Raw genomic sequence first — 15,093 nt, forward strand, 5'->3', positions numbered from 1 at the left:
AGTATGGCCCCCTCATGATGTCTTGTATTTTATGTTACATATTAATACATGGAATTTGAAATGGTCAATAAAAACTTACGTAGAGTAGTGATTTTTCAGGAAATTGTGTATGAATACATAACATATATGCGAATTATTCAATGATTTAGAAGTTTTATATGATGATAAATCTAATTTAATGTAATAATATATAACATTATAAGTTAGGTGGTAAATTGCAATTTTGATTCTGCTGTCTAAATCTGGGTTTCCAATATCATCTGAGGTCAAGATATAAGTAATCAGAGAGGGGTGGACATATAACTACTGATTTTCCTTGAGAAATTAAGGAGTGTCCGGATCAAGGGGATGTGCTGGATAGAGGGCAGATAAACTACGTAGAATCAGTGCTTTTGGAAGAATAGAGACCCTAAACTATTTCGTTTGAAAGAAGAAAGAGTCTATCCATAATGTGACCTATACTAAACGCTTTAAACTATTTTTATAAAAAGTATTGACAGTGAAGATGGATTTTTGTATGATATAAAAGTCGACTGAAGGAAATGATATTCCTGAAAAGACAAGCCCTTCGGGGCCTTAGCTCAGCTGGGAGAGCGCATCGCTGGCAGCGATGAGGTCAGGGGTTCGATCCCCCTAGGCTCCACCAAAAGAATATGGACTCTTAGCTCAGTTGGTAGAGCAGTTGACTCTTAATCAATTGGTCCAGGGTTCGAGTCCCTGAGAGTCCATCACAGCAAAAAAACGGCAGAGATGCCGTTTTTTTGCTGTTTAATTGTAGAGAAGTGGGTAAACGCAATTCTCGGTACAATTGTCGCTTTCTTGCATAAGCTCGATTTTGGGTTGTCTCTCTATGCCTACATCACAATCTCTTTTCCTCTACTCTCAAATCCCTCTCTGAATTTTCTATATTGTTCAATATACGTCATCTTGTACTGACTTCTACCTTCCAACACATACATAGGTATACTGAAAATGCTATAATCAATTGGAATTTATTTGCTGATTTGTTCCGGAGGCTAATTATGAAAAAGTATTGGCTGTTGCCAGTTCTTCTGCTTATGCTGCTGTTGATCGGAGCTTTGGTGTTCTTGCGTGAGGGGGCTCAAATACAAGTACCTCAACTATCAACCGCCCAGAAGGAAGAGGATTTTGAGTATTTGACCAAGCTTGTGAAAGAGGTTTATCCCTTGGACAAAGCGCTTCAGCAGGAAAAAGGCCTTTCGAGCATCAACGAGCTTAGTAAGCATTTTATCGCGCGGGCAGGGAGAACGGCCGATAATGCTGAATTTCTCCGGCTCTACTATGAATATATGACGTACCTTGGACAAGCCGGGCACGCTCAGGTGGTTTTCAATGAGCCATATAGCCCTTCTTTGGCCTTCTTTTATAACATCGACAAAAGGGCCTACCGATCCAGAGAGTACTGGCTGAACTTGGCTTCGGGAATCGATATGTATGTGCAATCTTTGGCCAAGATTCACTATGTGGACGGAAAGTATGTGCTGCAGAATGATTATCATCCTAATGCGATTCTTTTTCCAGCAGGTTCTGTGATTGAAAAAGTAAACGGAATGGCGGTAGATGATTATGCCAAGTCCCTGCAGACACGTCTTCATCTTGCTTGGGATGTCGTGCTTCATAAAGTATACATTCAACAGCTGCTTAGCGCCGATCCAGGCTCAGAGGGTTGGATCATTGAGGCAGTCCGTCCTGATGGGACAATAGCTAAGGGGAAATTCCCCGTTTATAAGGGATATAAACAGCCGTACCCTCATGAGGAGCGCAGCAGCAATGTTATTACTCGTGAGCTTAATAGCAGCACAGGATACATAAGGATTTTTAGTTTTGAAGGACAGTTTAAGGAAAAAGATCATCTGATTATTCAGGACTTTATGGAGCGCTCGGAAGGGAAATACCACAAGCTGATTGTTGATCTAAGACGAAACGGTGGAGGGGAAGATGATTATTGGGCGGACAATTTGTTGAAGCCATTACTCAAAGGAGCAGTGGATTACGAACAGTCAGCAAGTGTGAAAAGATCATTCCTGGAACGCTTTGATTTGCGTTTTCGTCTGTACAAATCAATGGTCAGTTCTACTCTGACTAATACGGGCAGATATGGAGTTGCGAAAGTAGAGAAGGAGCAAGCCGATGGCAACGATATAGAACAGTGGGAGACCTTTAAGGTTACTAAGCGTTGGCGGCCTGAGAATACCTTCCCTTTTGACGGCAAGCTGTATGTAGTGGTTGATAGTGATACCTTCTCGGCGGCTGACAACTTTACAGTGGCTGTTCAAAAGCTTGGGCTTGGTACAGTTATCGGTACGAATACGGCTGGAGGTGCATGTGTTTATATGGAGCCTTACAGGTATGCCCTCCCAAACAGCGGACTCCTGTTTAAACTTGAGACGGACTTAAACCTAAACAAAGAAGGGCAGATTAATGAAATCTACGGTACGTTGCCTGATTTGCTGCTATCCTCTTCGCGCTATCCCACCCCTTATCCGATAAGTTATGAGCTTGACGATTTGAAGCAGGATGAATGGATGCGAAGAATTATGCTGGAGCCATAAAGGGAAATACATAGCCAAGCTAGATTGCTGATGTCTTCATGACGAGGAGGCATCGCTGTATGGTTTCCGAGTATAGTCATCGCTGCATAGCTTTCGCTTCCTGATCTGCTGCTTGTGACCGCCACGGAATTTGCTTTGCTCAATACGGCCCATTGCCCAGTCTAATGCCCCGTAGTACACTTATTAGCTCAATCCGGCACAACATCTGGCTAACGGACCGTAAGGCGCTTATTTTCCCTATTTGGCACATTAATCCGTCTAACGGACTGTATGGCGCTTATTGCCTCTTTGCTGGGCATATCATGGGCAAATAGCAGTAAATAACTGCACCTGAGTCCGTAAGCTTAGAAAAAGAGTGCTTTTTTGAAAATAAGAGCTTCTCGGTCCGTTAGCACTTGCCGGATTTCTCTGCAACTAGCTAAACTCCCCTATAGCTCGATTACAGCTACGGAATTCAGGTGCTTTTAACAGATTGGCATTATATTTCACGCTTCTAAACATACGTTACACTCTAAGCTGATATGTGCGATAGCGCTGTTGTCCGCCTGCGACATCTATTAATTGCAGTTCAACTAACTTATGTAGAATTCGTCTGGATTGCCTATCGGATACTTTGAGATGATGCGCAAGCTCCAAAGGTGTGAACGTTCGGAGTAGACGTCTAGCGAAGCGCAAAGCCTCTGCCTCCAGCCAAGTCAAAGTAGAGGGGACATCTGTTGTTATGAATTTACCGATAAACGAAAGCACTAACTGCTGGCATTGCTTGGGCTCTTCGACAATTGAGGGATAAGCAATAGGAAGAAAGGTCCAACCATCAAGAGCTAGCAAGCAATGGCGGCGACATAAATCTTTGAACCGCCTGACATCCAGATCTCTGGCATGTGGCCCAAATCCTTGAATTTCAATTCCGCCTTTTACACCTCCTGGCATGTAAGCCAAATCAAGATAGCGATAGCCGTTATTGAAATCGCGTACTTCCCATTCAGGAAATAGATGATCCAAATTCCCGACTACAGGGAACCATACTGCGCGGAGGAATTCCATCGTACCATGGCCTAGCCCTTTACCAAGGAGCTCTTTTCGTCTCGGGTTATTCTCATTCTCCAGATTTCTTGTTAACCATTCCTCATATTGCTGATCAAATCGCCGCATTATTGTTCTCCTCCTTAACTCACGAACCAACTTAACTCATGAATCAAACATAATTTATTTCACAAAAAAACCGCTCCAAAACAATTTCCATCTGAAATCAATTCAGTGGGAAATTGCATTTGAGCGGCGTGTACTTCACAACCTATGACTGTATTATATCGCGTACTTTAATCAGAGTTCAATTCATTTTACTGAAGTGCTATAGAGTAAAGATGAGAGTCAAAGAGCGCTTGGAGGACGTATTTTTTTAAAAAATATCATTTTCAAACGATTAGATTGTAATAGGTGATCAGACCTTATCTGGGAACTTTTTACATCTAATATAACCAAAAATATGATATATTAAAGAAAATAAATCCTAAATATAGGAAAAATAGAAGAATAATAAAATGAAATGTCGAATATTCCGAATAGAGAGTTCTTTAATTTTCTTACAGGGCTTATTACAACATAAGGTGGATCAAATATGGCTAAAACGTATTATGCAGAAGGCAGACAGGTAGCGTATGTAGTGAGAGGGTTGTTTATTCTTGGAGGCTTAGGGATTTACTTTAGTATCCCAGGCTTGCACTGGGGATTTTTCTTTGGTATTTTGATTGGCTCTGTTATTCTGGGAGAGATTTTCGGTGGCATGTGGACCAACAAGCGTCGGAGGGACAAAAAGGCAAGAAAGTCGGGTAAGGGTGCCAATGTAAGAAAAAGTGGTGTAAGGCAAAGTAGTGCAACCGGTGTAACCAGTGCAACCAGAGCTAAGACTAAAAGTTCTTCGGCAAAAGCTCCTATAAAAAAGTTGACTGATGCACAAATTCTAAAAGCAGATGTAAGGACATTATCCGGTATGGATTTTGAGAGGTTAATGGAGTTGCACTACATAGATCAAGGTTATACCGTACAACGAGTTGGCGGTTCTGGCGACCATGAAGTGGATTTGATCCTTAAGGGCAAAGAGGGGTATAAAATCGCTGTACAGTGCAAGCGCTGGAAGCAGGATGTCGGAAATGATATCGTGTTGCGCCTTAAAGCGGGTAAGCAGGTTCACGGCTGCTACGATGCTTGGATTGTGACGACAAGCAATTTCACAAAGGCGGCCAAGGAGGCTGCAGATAGGCTTAATATTAAGCTGATCAATGGTTTGTCTCTAGATGATAGGTTAAAGAGATGGAAGACTAAACGTGGAATATAGTTTTGCGTAAAAGATAAGGTAGGCATCCATATGTGGATAATATCCGATCTTCATAATGCTTCCGAACGAATAGATGTCTCGAAAACAGCTAATGGTAGAAAGGAACATTGCCATGAACATTAACGAACAAGAATTCCAAGTGAACGGGCTCCATTACACGATCCGCTCTGCAGTCAAGGAAGATGCAAAGCGTCTGTCCGAGCTAAGGCTGCAGGTTGATGGGGAGACCGAACATATGGATCGAGTGCCGGGAGAAGCTTTTATTGATGAAGCTGGATTTGAGAAAATCATTAAGACGGACACGAATCATCCGCGAAATATATGTTTGGTTGCGGAAGCGGCTGGTCAGATTGTCGGTTATTCCAGATGTGCAGGGAATGATTTGCAACGCTTTATGCACAAGGTGGAGTTTGGAGTAGGTGTCTTGAAACAACATTGGGGATTTGGGATTGGGAAGAACCTGTTGAAAACGTCTATTTCCTGGGCTGATGCCAACGGTATAACCAAAATCATTCTAAGCGGTGTGCTGGAAACCAATGAGAGTGCTATCCGGCTATACAAAAGCCTTGGTTTTGAAGTGGAAGGCTTATTGAAGAAGGACCGCATCCTGTCAGACGGAAAATATTACAGTACATATATGATGGCGAGATATGCAGATTACGCCCCGGATTAAAAACTTAATTGGTTTAAACAAGCCAGTCGTCGGAAATCTATCGGTGACTGGTTTATTTGTATAACTCACTCCCTTTATGCTGAGTATCGTGCTCCAGAGGTCGCAAACATTTATAAAAAAACTCGATATATTTTTAGTGCCTATATTATTGATGAATTTGGATTAATATGGTTTACGAGAGGGGGTGAAGATGAAAATCCGTTACAGAGCATACACCTCGGACGACATGATGAAGGTACGCCAATTTCTTTCGCACAGTTATTCCAAGCTAAAACGTCCAAATAGCTGGCTGATTGCCCGCTGGGAATTTGAGATTTTTTTCTTTCAAAAGAGGGCTGGCTCGTTTCTGAATGGGAGCAAAACATAGGGTTATGGGAATATGATAATGGCGATCTGGCTGGGGTGGTATGAAGGGATGGTGATTTTTATTTTCAACTGGATACAGAAAAACCGGGTCCCTTTTATGAACGTATTGGGTTCGAGATAGAGGTAGAGCTTGGTGTCTGGGAGAAAAAAATATAGGAGTATCCTGCTAGCTGGATAAAGGCCATCACAGGAGACTCGGCAGAAATGTAGTTTTTTAAGGTCGGCTCATAGCTTTGATATAAGCTGATTAATAGGTTATCGTTGATGATAGACTGAAAAGATAGAACAATGAGTGGCTATATCGCTCATTAACTTGACCAACAACTTGCATGGAGGGAAAAAGGATGAGCACGTATTTTTCTTCACTCATAAACACCAGAAAAAAGAAGGTTGGTATTCTGCTCATAAGCATTGTACTTATTGCAATCATTGCTGTGGGAGTGGGGTCTAATCTGGGTAATAAATCTGCTGAGGTCCCACCTTTGGAGCAATTGCAGGAGAGCCAGATGGAAGTACAGCCCGCTGAAGTATCATCTTTGGTGTTGGGCGGGATTGAGACATCGGACGGAAAGAAATTAACAATAGATTTGGCGGCTGGACGAGATAACAATTTTGCGAAAATGACTTGGAAAAAGGATGAGCCCATCATTTTCTCTGTTCAATGTGAGCAGGAACGAGAGCTTGAAGTTGGCATCATGTCTGTCTCAACGGATAAAGTCTATAGTGGAACTGTAGCAACAGGGACAGGTGAAGTGACCATTACCGTTCCAGAGGATGGAGATTATCGTGTGTATATCAAAAATCATACGGATAAAGTTGCCCATTTTATTTTAGAATTAAATAAGAAATTAGAAGGACCGCTTGCATGAATACCGCATCCAACTTTGGGGCGAGTTTTAATATACTCATATTTTATTGCTTCCCTCACTCGTGAGCGTGCTTTAAGGCATTAAAACCAAATGGCAAGTTTATTTTGGATGTATTCACCTCGGCCCAACATGAAGGCAAGAAAGAAGAGAAGGATTGGGAGTATAGGGATGGTGGCGGTTTTTGGAGTGATCAACCTCATCTTTGTTTGACCTCATTTTATCGTTATGACGAAGAGCATACAGTTCTGAACCAAACGGTCGTCATTCATGAGAGCTCGGTACATTGCTACAATGTATGGGATCATTATTTCACTGAAAATACGTTAATGAATGAGATACGGCATATTGGATTTAGCAAATATGAGTTGTACGGTGACGTAGCCGGGAAACAGTGTTCGCCAGAAGGAAATATGATTTGTGTTGTATTAACGAAATAGGGATTCGGTGGACCTTAGGATAAAGGATGAACGCCATGAATGCATTGGAAATGAAGCAGGTCTGTAAGAAATACAAGATCAATGCGGACCGAAGTGTAATGGCTTTAGACAACATAAACATCACCCTGGTAGAGAATGAGTTTGTAGGCATTATGGGAACCTCAGGAAGCGGGAAGACGACGATATTAAATGTGGCATCTGGTATCGACAAGTGTGATGCAGGAGAAATTTGCATATCCGGGCACAATATTTGTGAGATGACCCGCAATGAATTGTCGTTATTCCGAAGAAATCACATTGGCATGATATTTCAAGATTTTAATCTGCTGAGCAGCTTAACGGTGAAGGAAAATATCATGGTCCCTTTAATTCTCGATAAAAATGTCGATAAGATCGAGAATAATGAGGTTAATCGACTGGCGCAAATGCTGAATATCGATTCCATTTTGGACAGATATCCGTATGGAATATCCGGTGGACAGCAGCAGAGAGTAGCCATATGCCGCGCGATCATCAATGATCCCAAGGTAGTATTTGCTGATGAGCCTACGGGAAATTTGGATTCTCGTGCCTCCGAGAAGGTCCTTTCTTATTTTGATATGATCCAGAAGAAGTACAAGGTGAGTATACTGATGGTCACGCATGATCCTTTTTCTGCTCAGCATTGTCATAGGGTGATCTTTCTTCAAGATGGCTCTGTGATGGGGGAGATCCGAAGAGAGGGTGACAAAGGGGGATTCATGAATAAAATCCTGGAAGTCCTGCAGAAAGGAAGTGTGTGAGGTCACCATGACCTTTAGGACGATCGCCTTTAAGATGTTCAAAGCAAATATTCAGCATTATCGGTTATTCATTTTGTGCAATTTGATGTCCGTCGCGATTCTATACTGTTTTATTTCAGTCTCTGTCAACCCAACGTTTAATGATCCCACTATTGTAAATCCCATGATCTCCAGCAATATTTATGCTCCAACTCTACTTGTCCTACTGTTCAGCTGCATGTTTATTCCTTATACCCACAACGTTTTTATGAAAGTCAGATCGAAGGACTACGGCATATTGCTGACCCTGGGGATGACTGAAAATGAGCTTCGAAATCACGTGTTACTAGAGAATGTGGTGTTATGTATTCTGTTCTTAGTATGCGGATTGGGAGTGGGGACCCTATTATCCTACTTTTTCTGGGGAGTTATTCGTTATGGAATCGGGATTCAAGGCATTGCTATAACTGTTTCTATCCTCTCTTATAAAGTAACAGCACTGTATGTTGCAGGGGTATTTGTAATTTCCTTATTGGTCAATCTGCTTGGAATGGTGAAGAACACAATTCTCGACAAGATTAAGTTTACCGAGAAAGCGGAAAGTGGAAGATACTCTAGCGTTTCGTTGTGCGTGGCCGGCTCAGGCCTTACGATTATTTCATTTGTGATCATGATTCTCTTTTATCACAACTACAGTAATATCTGGTTTTTGAGTTTACTGCTTTGTGCATTGGGCTCGTTTCTGATCTTTTTTAAGGTCCTATATGAAACATCTGTTTTTGATTTCGGATATGAAATATTATGTTCGGAAAAACAGGATGATCTTCTTTGTGACGACTTGGATTTTTTTTGCGATCTTTTTCTTTATGATGTTTAGTTTGGTTACCTATCCCAACTTTAAGAATAATGCCGTTACGTACCATCCATATCATATGGCCTACACGGAAGTTGAAGGCAGCTACCGATCGTTAGAAGATGATGAGGTTAAGCAAATTGCAGAGCAGCATAGTAATTCAATCATACATAGTGATCGTGTGAAATTTGTAAGGAACAATATTTACACGTTATTTGATGTTGAAGATATAAATCAAGTTTTGGCGAAAAAATACAAAATCCAATCAGGCTCTTTTATATATGTGTATCCCTATGATATCAACGACGGCTACGATCATGTTCAGGACGGGGACCCTACTAGGATTCAGATTGATTCTAGCAAAGGCATGATTTCTTTCCCTATACAAGAGACCTTGATGGACCCCTTATTTGGACAAATCAACTCCATATCAGACAGGATTATATTGGTGAACTCGCTGGATTATGAATGGATTGCGACACATAGCGATGAGTATAAAATAAATGGAATCTTACACTTATATGATTTTGCTGATTGGAAGCATTCTGGTGGAATTATTGATGAGGTATCGAAAAAGCTGAAGGAGTTAAACGGTGCCGATAAAGGAGATCGCTTCTATCAAGTTAGCACCAGAATAGAGGCCTACCGTACCGCGCTGCAAAGCTCCAATTTTTTAACATTTACGATTGTCTACGTTTGTCTGCTGCTGTATTTTTCCGTTCTCACGATGTTTCACTTCAAATTGAAGATGGAATCCCGAGATGATATCAAGAAATACCACGGGCTCTATAGAATCGGGCTACTTGAGAATGAAATAAAAACGATGGTCAACCAAAAGATACGTGTCATATTCTTGATTCCGTTTGGCTACGCGGCGGTAATTACATTAGCGTATAGTTATTATGTCAATAGCACTTACGGATATGGTATGATAGGCGTTTTCTCTGCGCTGCTTACCACATTTATGTTTCTGTGTCTTCATTTCGTTGTATACCGCCGTTATGTCCTTGTTGACTACAAACAAATAATTTCACAGATATCCGATCTAAGGTGATCACTATCTCTTTATTCCGATGAACTTACTATAATTAAATGTTGACAAGGTGAATACTGTGATTTAATATTGCCTTACGATATTCGCTTATCGAATATTAATAATCATATTGATAACTGACCGGACAAACGGAGGTTTCATTTTCCTTAGCTTAAGGGGAATGGAGCCTCTTTTTTTATGGGTTAGTGGGGGGAGCAGCTAAGATGAAGTTATTCAGAAGAATTGGTGAAGGAAGAAAGTCGCGGTCTCTTGTCATGCTTGGATTATCGCTCATATTGGCATTGGCGGTAACGGGCTGTGGTAAATCGGAAGGTAGTGGCAGTGATACGATAACCATCGCCTCCAAGGGTTTTGGAGAGTCGGACATTCTGGCTAATGCGATCGCTCTGCTCATTGAGAAGGATACTAAACTTAACACCAAAATCGTTTCGTTGGGTCCAGTGTGGGAAGCGCTTGAGAAAGGTGAGATTGATACTTACGTAGAGTATTCAGGGACGGCTCTGATCAAGATTTTAAAGGAGAAGCCCGAAAATGACCCGCAAAAGGTGTACGATATTGTAAAAGAGAAATTCAAGGAGAAGCACCAAGTCGAGGTGTTGGACCAACTTGGATTTAATGACACTTACGGGTTTGTAATGCGCAAAGAGGCTGCTGAGAAACTGAATATTAAGAGTATTTCGGATTTAGCTGCTCACTCCAAGGATTTATTATTTGGAACTAGCCAGGACTTTCTGCTGAGCGAGGATACATGGCCGGTAATTCAGAAGGTGTATAATCCTCAATTTAAAGAGATCAAGAACATACCGAACAGAGTGTTGGCCTATAAAGCCATCGAGCAAAATCTGATTGATGTGACCAACGCGTATACAACCGACAGTCAGATTCCGCTCAGCAACTTTGTTGTTCTGAAAGATGATAAGCAGGTATTCGTACCTTACTATGCCATTCCACTCATTCGCGGCGAAGTAGCGGAGAAACATCCTGAGTTGCGTGAAGTTATCAACAAGCTTGCAGGAAGACTTGATGATGACAAAATGCAGCGCTTGAACGGCGAGGTTGACGTGAAGCAGAGAACGCCGAAGGATGTAGCCAAGGAGTGGCTGCAAAGCGAAGGATTGCTTTAATAACTTCCATTATATAAAAGAAGGGAATGAATGATTATGGCTCAATTTGATCAAAAAACAGCTAACACGATTGAACGTGTACCATTTGTTATTACTGACGAGGAGCGTCAGCTCCTTCCTCGCTTTGCCAATCGCCCACCAAGTGCTGTACTTCCTCAGGAGAGCTCGGGGCTGACTCGGCGGTATTCCCCGTACCCTGATCGTTACACGTTCGAACCGAGCGAGCGTTGGGTGCGGGCTGTAGTAGGAGATGTGGCGGTTGTAGACAGCCGTTCGCAGATTCTAGTGTGGGAGCCACGGCATAAGGTGCCTGAGTACGGTTTTCCAGTTGAACATGTTCGAACCGATCTCTTGACACCTTCTGCGGGAGTGCCGGAGCCTGGAGTATTTTATCGACCGCGTACAACGGATGTGAAGTGGTTCGATCTGCATTTAGGAGAGCGACATATTCCGTTTGCAGCGTGGGCATGGAATGTGCCGGGACTGGAAGGCTATCTCGGTGTGAACTGGTTTCTCGGTGTGCTGGACGGTTGGTTCGAGGAAGATCAGCCGGTGATGACACATCCTCGTGATCCGCATAATCGGGTGGATGCGTTGCCGAGCAGCCGTCATGTTACCGTAACGCTGAATGGCCGGGTAATTGCCGAAACGCATGATCCGGTGGTTGTGTATGAGACAGGTCTGCCGACCAGATACTATTTTCCGGTTGAAGCTGTTGATTTTAGTAGGCTGACGGAAACGGATGATTGGAGCGAGTGCCCGTATAAGGGCTACTCTGATCGTTACTGGCGGCCAAGCGAAGGCGGGGATTTGATCGCCTGGTCTTACTCCGATCCTCGTCCCGAGCTGTCAGTGATCGCGGGGCGTATCGCTTTCTATAATGAACGCGTCGAGCTTCGGGTGGATGGTGAAACAGCGACTTAATTATATCCTATCTATAGGATGAGCTTAGAATGTCTCAAGTTGGTTGTTACTGTCTTTGGGGGAAACGCTAAAACAGGAAGCCGATGATAAGGGAAGGAATCTGTCTCCGCAGCGGAGCCAGGTTCCTTCTTTCTCGCTGTAAATAGCAAATCATAGGATGGAGAATTGCTAGTTGAATTAGCTCGATTAACCAGTGTCCATATATAATAAAAGTTATTATGGCACCGCAATAAAGTTGTTATTTCCTAGCGCGTTACTTAAACTGACGCAATTCTTGCAAATTGTATTGACTATAAGGTGTGTGTTTGTTAATTTATTGATTAATAGAAAGTAATTATTGAATGATGATAAAAAGGAGGAATAGGCATGGATAGAATTACAGCTGCTAGAGGTGGAGAGCTACGGTGTAAGGGCTGGAGGCAGGAAGCGCTGCTGAGAATGCTTGAGAATGTACTCGAAAATGGTGAGAATCAGAAGGAGCTTACGGTATATGCTGCACTTGCAAAGGCAGCACGGAATTGGGATTCCTATCATGCCATTGTTAATACGCTTAAATCCTTGGAAGAGGACGAGACGCTTGTTATCCAATCCGGTAAACCGATCGGTATTATGCGTACACATAAGTATGCTCCCATTGTGGTTATGGCGAACTGTAACATCGTTGGCAGATGGGCTACAAGTGATAATTTCTATAAATATCAAGAACAGGGCTTGATCGTGTGGGGCGGGCTAACCGCCGCAGCTTGGCAATATATCGGTTCGCAAGGTGTTATCCAAGGAACATATGAGATTTTCCAATCGATCGCTAGAATGCATTTCGGCGGTAGCCTGGCGGGTAAGTTCATCCTAACAGCTGGACTCGGCGGAATGGGCGGCGCACAACCGCTGGCGGGTACGATGGCGGGTGCCGTCATTTTATGCATTGAGGTCTCTGAAGCCAGAATTGATAAACGTATTGAAGTCGGGTATTTGCAGAAGAAGACAGACAATCTGGATGAAGCGCTGCAGTGGGTTCGAGAAGCTGCGGAGAAGAAGGAGAGTCTGTCCGTAGGATTGCTTGGTAATGCTGCCGAAATCTATCCGGAACTGATTCGCAGAGGGATACAGCCTGATGTGGTTACGGATCAGACCTCGGCGCATGATCTGTTGTATGGATACATTCCTTCCGGCTATAGTTTGGAAAAAGCTGCTGAGATGCGCAAATCCGCGCCTGATCAGCTCCAGGCTGATGCAAGGGCTTCGATTGCTGTTGAAGTTACAGCGATGCTGGAGTTCCAGCGCAGAGGGGCGATTGTTTTTGATAACGGGAATAATATTCGCTCGCAAGCGGTGCAGAACGGCGTGGAAAATGCTTTTGATATCCCGGTATTTACGGAAGCCTTCCTTAGACCACTGTTCTCGCGGGCCATTGGTCCTTTCCGCTGGGTAGCGCTGAGCGGGGATGCCGGCGATATTCAGAAGATCGATCAATATATATTGAAGAATTTCAGTGATAACGATGTTGTTGTGAACTGGATTTCGCTGGCGAACAAGTATGTGCCGGTGGAAGGTCTGCCAGCGCGTATTGGCTGGTTCGGACACGGTGACCGGACGAAGCTGGCCTTGGCGGTGAACGAAATGGTTAAGGCGGGCGAGCTTAGCGGTCCGATTGCTTTTTCACGTGACCACCTGGATGCCGGATCGATGGCGCACCCGAACATCATGACCGAGAATATGAAGGACGGCAGTGATGCTATCTCGGATTGGCCGCTCCTGAATGCCATGATTAACTGTTCTTCAATGGCGGATCTCGTAGCAATCCATTCCGGCGGAGGCGGTTACAGCGGCTATATGACAAGTGCTGGCGTAACGCTCGTAGCGGATGGAACGGATGATGCGGATCTTCGCTTGAAAACAACGCTGGACAACGATACAGGCCTCGGCGTGATGCGCTATGCAGACGCAGGCTATGAGGAAGCATTGGACGAAGTAAGCAAAAAAGGGATTCGCAGAATTGACACGACTCGAAAGGAGAATGAATAATGCGGGAATTAACGATAGCGGATGTACGTGCGGCAGTTAGAGGAGGAGCAGTATTTGCAGCTGGAGGTGGCGGCTGGGTTGACCACGGGTTGGAGATTGGCGGTGCCGCGGTAGGTATTGCGAAGCCCAAGCTGGTATCGGTCGATGAGCTTCCGGATGATGCGATAATTATTACCTGTACAGCGATTGGTGCACCTGCCGGGAATGAATGGGAGATGTGGGGCGTTGACTATATCAAAGCTGTTCAGCTCCTGATGGAGAACTTTGACGGTAAAGTAGTCGGTGTGATGACGCCACAGAACGGCATGTCCAGTACGATCAACGGCTGGTTACCTGCTGCAGCACTCGGCCTGGTGGTTGTGGATGCAACCGGCGATATTCGCGCGCATCCTACAGGTAAAATGGGCTCCATGGGTCTGGCTTCGCGCCTTGACTATCAGACCATTCAGGTGGTTGTCGGCGGCCGCAGAGACACTGGTTCTTACCTGGAGCTGGTTGTAAAAGGAACGCCTGCGAAGACATCCAACATCCTGCGTACGGCTTCCGATATGTCTGGAGGCTTCATTGCTTCTGCACGTCATCCGATTCCGGCTTCCTATATTAAGGAGCATGCGGCGATTGGCGGGATTTCGATTGCGCTTGACCTTGGCTACGCGATGATTGAGGCCGAGGCGATCGGGCCGGAGGCAATTATGGAGACAGTAGTTCAGAAAACGAACGGTAAAATGCTCGGCAGAGGTGTCGTACTGAAGAAAGATGTTCATTACTCGGGCGCCTTTGATATCGGGACGATCACAATGGAAGATGGTGCCGGCGGAGTACTGACGCTGCATGTCATGAATGAATATATGGCGGTAGACGATGCGAACGGAAACCGCTTAACAACATACCCGGATGTTATCACAACTTTCGAGGTAGCCACAGGTCTGCCAATCAGTGTAGGCGGTGTGAAGGAAGGAATGGAGATTTCATTGCTGGCCATCGACAAGCAGCATGTTCCGCTTAGCTCCAGCGTGAAGGATCCTACGGTTTATCCAGAAGTAGAGAAGGCGCTTGGCATTCCGCTTGCGGAATACGGTTTGAAGGGCATCTAATAATTGAT

At 44.0% G+C, this 15,093-nt stretch carries 12 protein-coding genes and 2 tRNA genes; 13 read left to right on the forward strand and 1 reads right to left on the reverse strand.

The genetic code is table 11. From position 1 onward, the window contains the following. The first annotated feature begins 570 nt into the window (after positions 1–570). The 3 genes from ACFORK_RS12990 to ACFORK_RS13000 all read left to right on the forward strand — a co-directional run bounded on the left by ACFORK_RS12990 (position 571) and on the right by ACFORK_RS13000 (position 2,573). Positions 571–646, forward strand: a tRNA-Ala gene (locus tag ACFORK_RS12990). A gap of 9 nt (positions 647–655) precedes the next feature. Continuing rightward, a tRNA-Lys gene (locus ACFORK_RS12995) sits at positions 656–728 on the forward strand. A gap of 294 nt (positions 729–1,022) precedes the next feature. Then, complete coding sequence (locus tag ACFORK_RS13000) at positions 1,023–2,573, forward strand: S41 family peptidase (protein ID WP_379199456.1); 1,551 nt, start codon at positions 1,023–1,025, stop codon at positions 2,571–2,573. A gap of 504 nt (positions 2,574–3,077) precedes the next feature. On the opposite strand, the gene ACFORK_RS13005 is transcribed toward ACFORK_RS13000, so the two are convergent. Beyond that, positions 3,078–3,725 carry a transcriptional regulator gene (locus tag ACFORK_RS13005; RefSeq protein WP_379199458.1) on the reverse strand — a complete coding sequence of 216 codons (648 nt, stop codon included), beginning with the start codon at positions 3,723–3,725 and terminating at the stop codon, positions 3,078–3,080. Between the two features lie 466 nt (positions 3,726–4,191). On the opposite strand from ACFORK_RS13005, the gene ACFORK_RS13010 reads away from it, so the two are divergent. The 10 genes from ACFORK_RS13010 (at position 4,192) to ACFORK_RS13055 (ending at position 15,085) form a co-directional block, all read left to right on the forward strand. After that, positions 4,192–4,908, forward strand: coding sequence for a restriction endonuclease (locus ACFORK_RS13010; protein ID WP_379199460.1), 717 nt, complete (start codon positions 4,192–4,194; stop codon positions 4,906–4,908). A gap of 112 nt (positions 4,909–5,020) precedes the next feature. After that, positions 5,021–5,581, forward strand: coding sequence for a GNAT family N-acetyltransferase (locus ACFORK_RS13015; RefSeq protein WP_379199462.1), 561 nt, complete (start codon positions 5,021–5,023; stop codon positions 5,579–5,581). Positions 5,582–6,291: 710 nt separating this feature from the next. After that, positions 6,292–6,816 (forward strand): hypothetical protein, encoded by a 525-nt coding sequence (locus ACFORK_RS13020; RefSeq protein ID WP_379199464.1) that lies wholly within the window; start codon positions 6,292–6,294, stop codon positions 6,814–6,816. A 463-nt stretch (positions 6,817–7,279) separates the two neighbouring features. After that, positions 7,280–8,035 (forward strand): ABC transporter ATP-binding protein, encoded by a 756-nt coding sequence (locus tag ACFORK_RS13025; RefSeq protein ID WP_379199466.1) that lies wholly within the window; start codon positions 7,280–7,282, stop codon positions 8,033–8,035. A 163-nt stretch (positions 8,036–8,198) separates the two neighbouring features. Then, entirely contained in the window at positions 8,199–8,891 is a 693-nt protein-coding gene (locus ACFORK_RS13030) for an FtsX-like permease family protein (protein WP_379199468.1), read from the forward strand. Then, a complete protein-coding gene (locus tag ACFORK_RS13035) occupies positions 8,845–9,921 on the forward strand; it encodes a hypothetical protein (protein ID WP_379199470.1) in 1,077 nt (358 codons plus the stop codon). Before ACFORK_RS13030 ends, ACFORK_RS13035 begins: the two co-directional genes overlap by 47 nt. 203 nt (positions 9,922–10,124) lie before the next feature. Continuing rightward, complete coding sequence (locus tag ACFORK_RS13040; RefSeq protein WP_379199472.1) at positions 10,125–11,045, forward strand: ABC transporter substrate-binding protein; 921 nt, start codon at positions 10,125–10,127, stop codon at positions 11,043–11,045. A gap of 30 nt (positions 11,046–11,075) precedes the next feature. After that, the gene (locus ACFORK_RS13045; RefSeq protein ID WP_379199474.1) at positions 11,076–11,969 is read left to right on the forward strand and encodes a DUF427 domain-containing protein; all 894 of its coding nucleotides are present in this window, start codon (positions 11,076–11,078) and stop codon (positions 11,967–11,969) included. A gap of 366 nt (positions 11,970–12,335) precedes the next feature. After that, positions 12,336–13,991 (forward strand): thiourocanate hydratase, encoded by a 1,656-nt coding sequence (locus tag ACFORK_RS13050; protein ID WP_379199476.1) that lies wholly within the window; start codon positions 12,336–12,338, stop codon positions 13,989–13,991. After that, positions 13,991–15,085, forward strand: coding sequence for a thiohydantoin desulfurase (locus ACFORK_RS13055; protein ID WP_379199478.1), 1,095 nt, complete (start codon positions 13,991–13,993; stop codon positions 15,083–15,085). Before ACFORK_RS13050 ends, ACFORK_RS13055 begins: the two co-directional genes overlap by 1 nt. Positions 15,086–15,093: the final 8 nt, after the last annotated feature.

Source organism: Paenibacillus sp. GCM10012306, assembly GCF_042649265.1.
In the GTDB taxonomy this organism is placed as follows: Bacteria; Bacillota; Bacilli; order Paenibacillales; family Paenibacillaceae; genus Paenibacillus_AQ.

Coding starts and splice junctions, on each gene's coding strand:
- ACFORK_RS13000 (WP_379199456.1), top strand. CDS start 1,023: ATGAAAAAGTATTGGCTGTTGCCAGTTCTTCTGCTTATGCTGCTGTTG.
- ACFORK_RS13005 (WP_379199458.1), bottom strand. CDS start 3,725: ATGCGGCGATTTGATCAGCAATATGAGGAATGGTTAACAAGAAATCTG.
- ACFORK_RS13010 (WP_379199460.1), top strand. CDS start 4,192: ATGGCTAAAACGTATTATGCAGAAGGCAGACAGGTAGCGTATGTAGTG.
- ACFORK_RS13015 (WP_379199462.1), top strand. CDS start 5,021: ATGAACATTAACGAACAAGAATTCCAAGTGAACGGGCTCCATTACACG.
- ACFORK_RS13020 (WP_379199464.1), top strand. CDS start 6,292: ATGAGCACGTATTTTTCTTCACTCATAAACACCAGAAAAAAGAAGGTT.
- ACFORK_RS13025 (WP_379199466.1), top strand. CDS start 7,280: ATGAACGCCATGAATGCATTGGAAATGAAGCAGGTCTGTAAGAAATAC.
- ACFORK_RS13030 (WP_379199468.1), top strand. CDS start 8,199: ATGATCTCCAGCAATATTTATGCTCCAACTCTACTTGTCCTACTGTTC.
- ACFORK_RS13040 (WP_379199472.1), top strand. CDS start 10,125: ATGAAGTTATTCAGAAGAATTGGTGAAGGAAGAAAGTCGCGGTCTCTT.
- ACFORK_RS13045 (WP_379199474.1), top strand. CDS start 11,076: ATGATTATGGCTCAATTTGATCAAAAAACAGCTAACACGATTGAACGT.
- ACFORK_RS13050 (WP_379199476.1), top strand. CDS start 12,336: ATGGATAGAATTACAGCTGCTAGAGGTGGAGAGCTACGGTGTAAGGGC.
- ACFORK_RS13055 (WP_379199478.1), top strand. CDS start 13,991: ATGCGGGAATTAACGATAGCGGATGTACGTGCGGCAGTTAGAGGAGGA.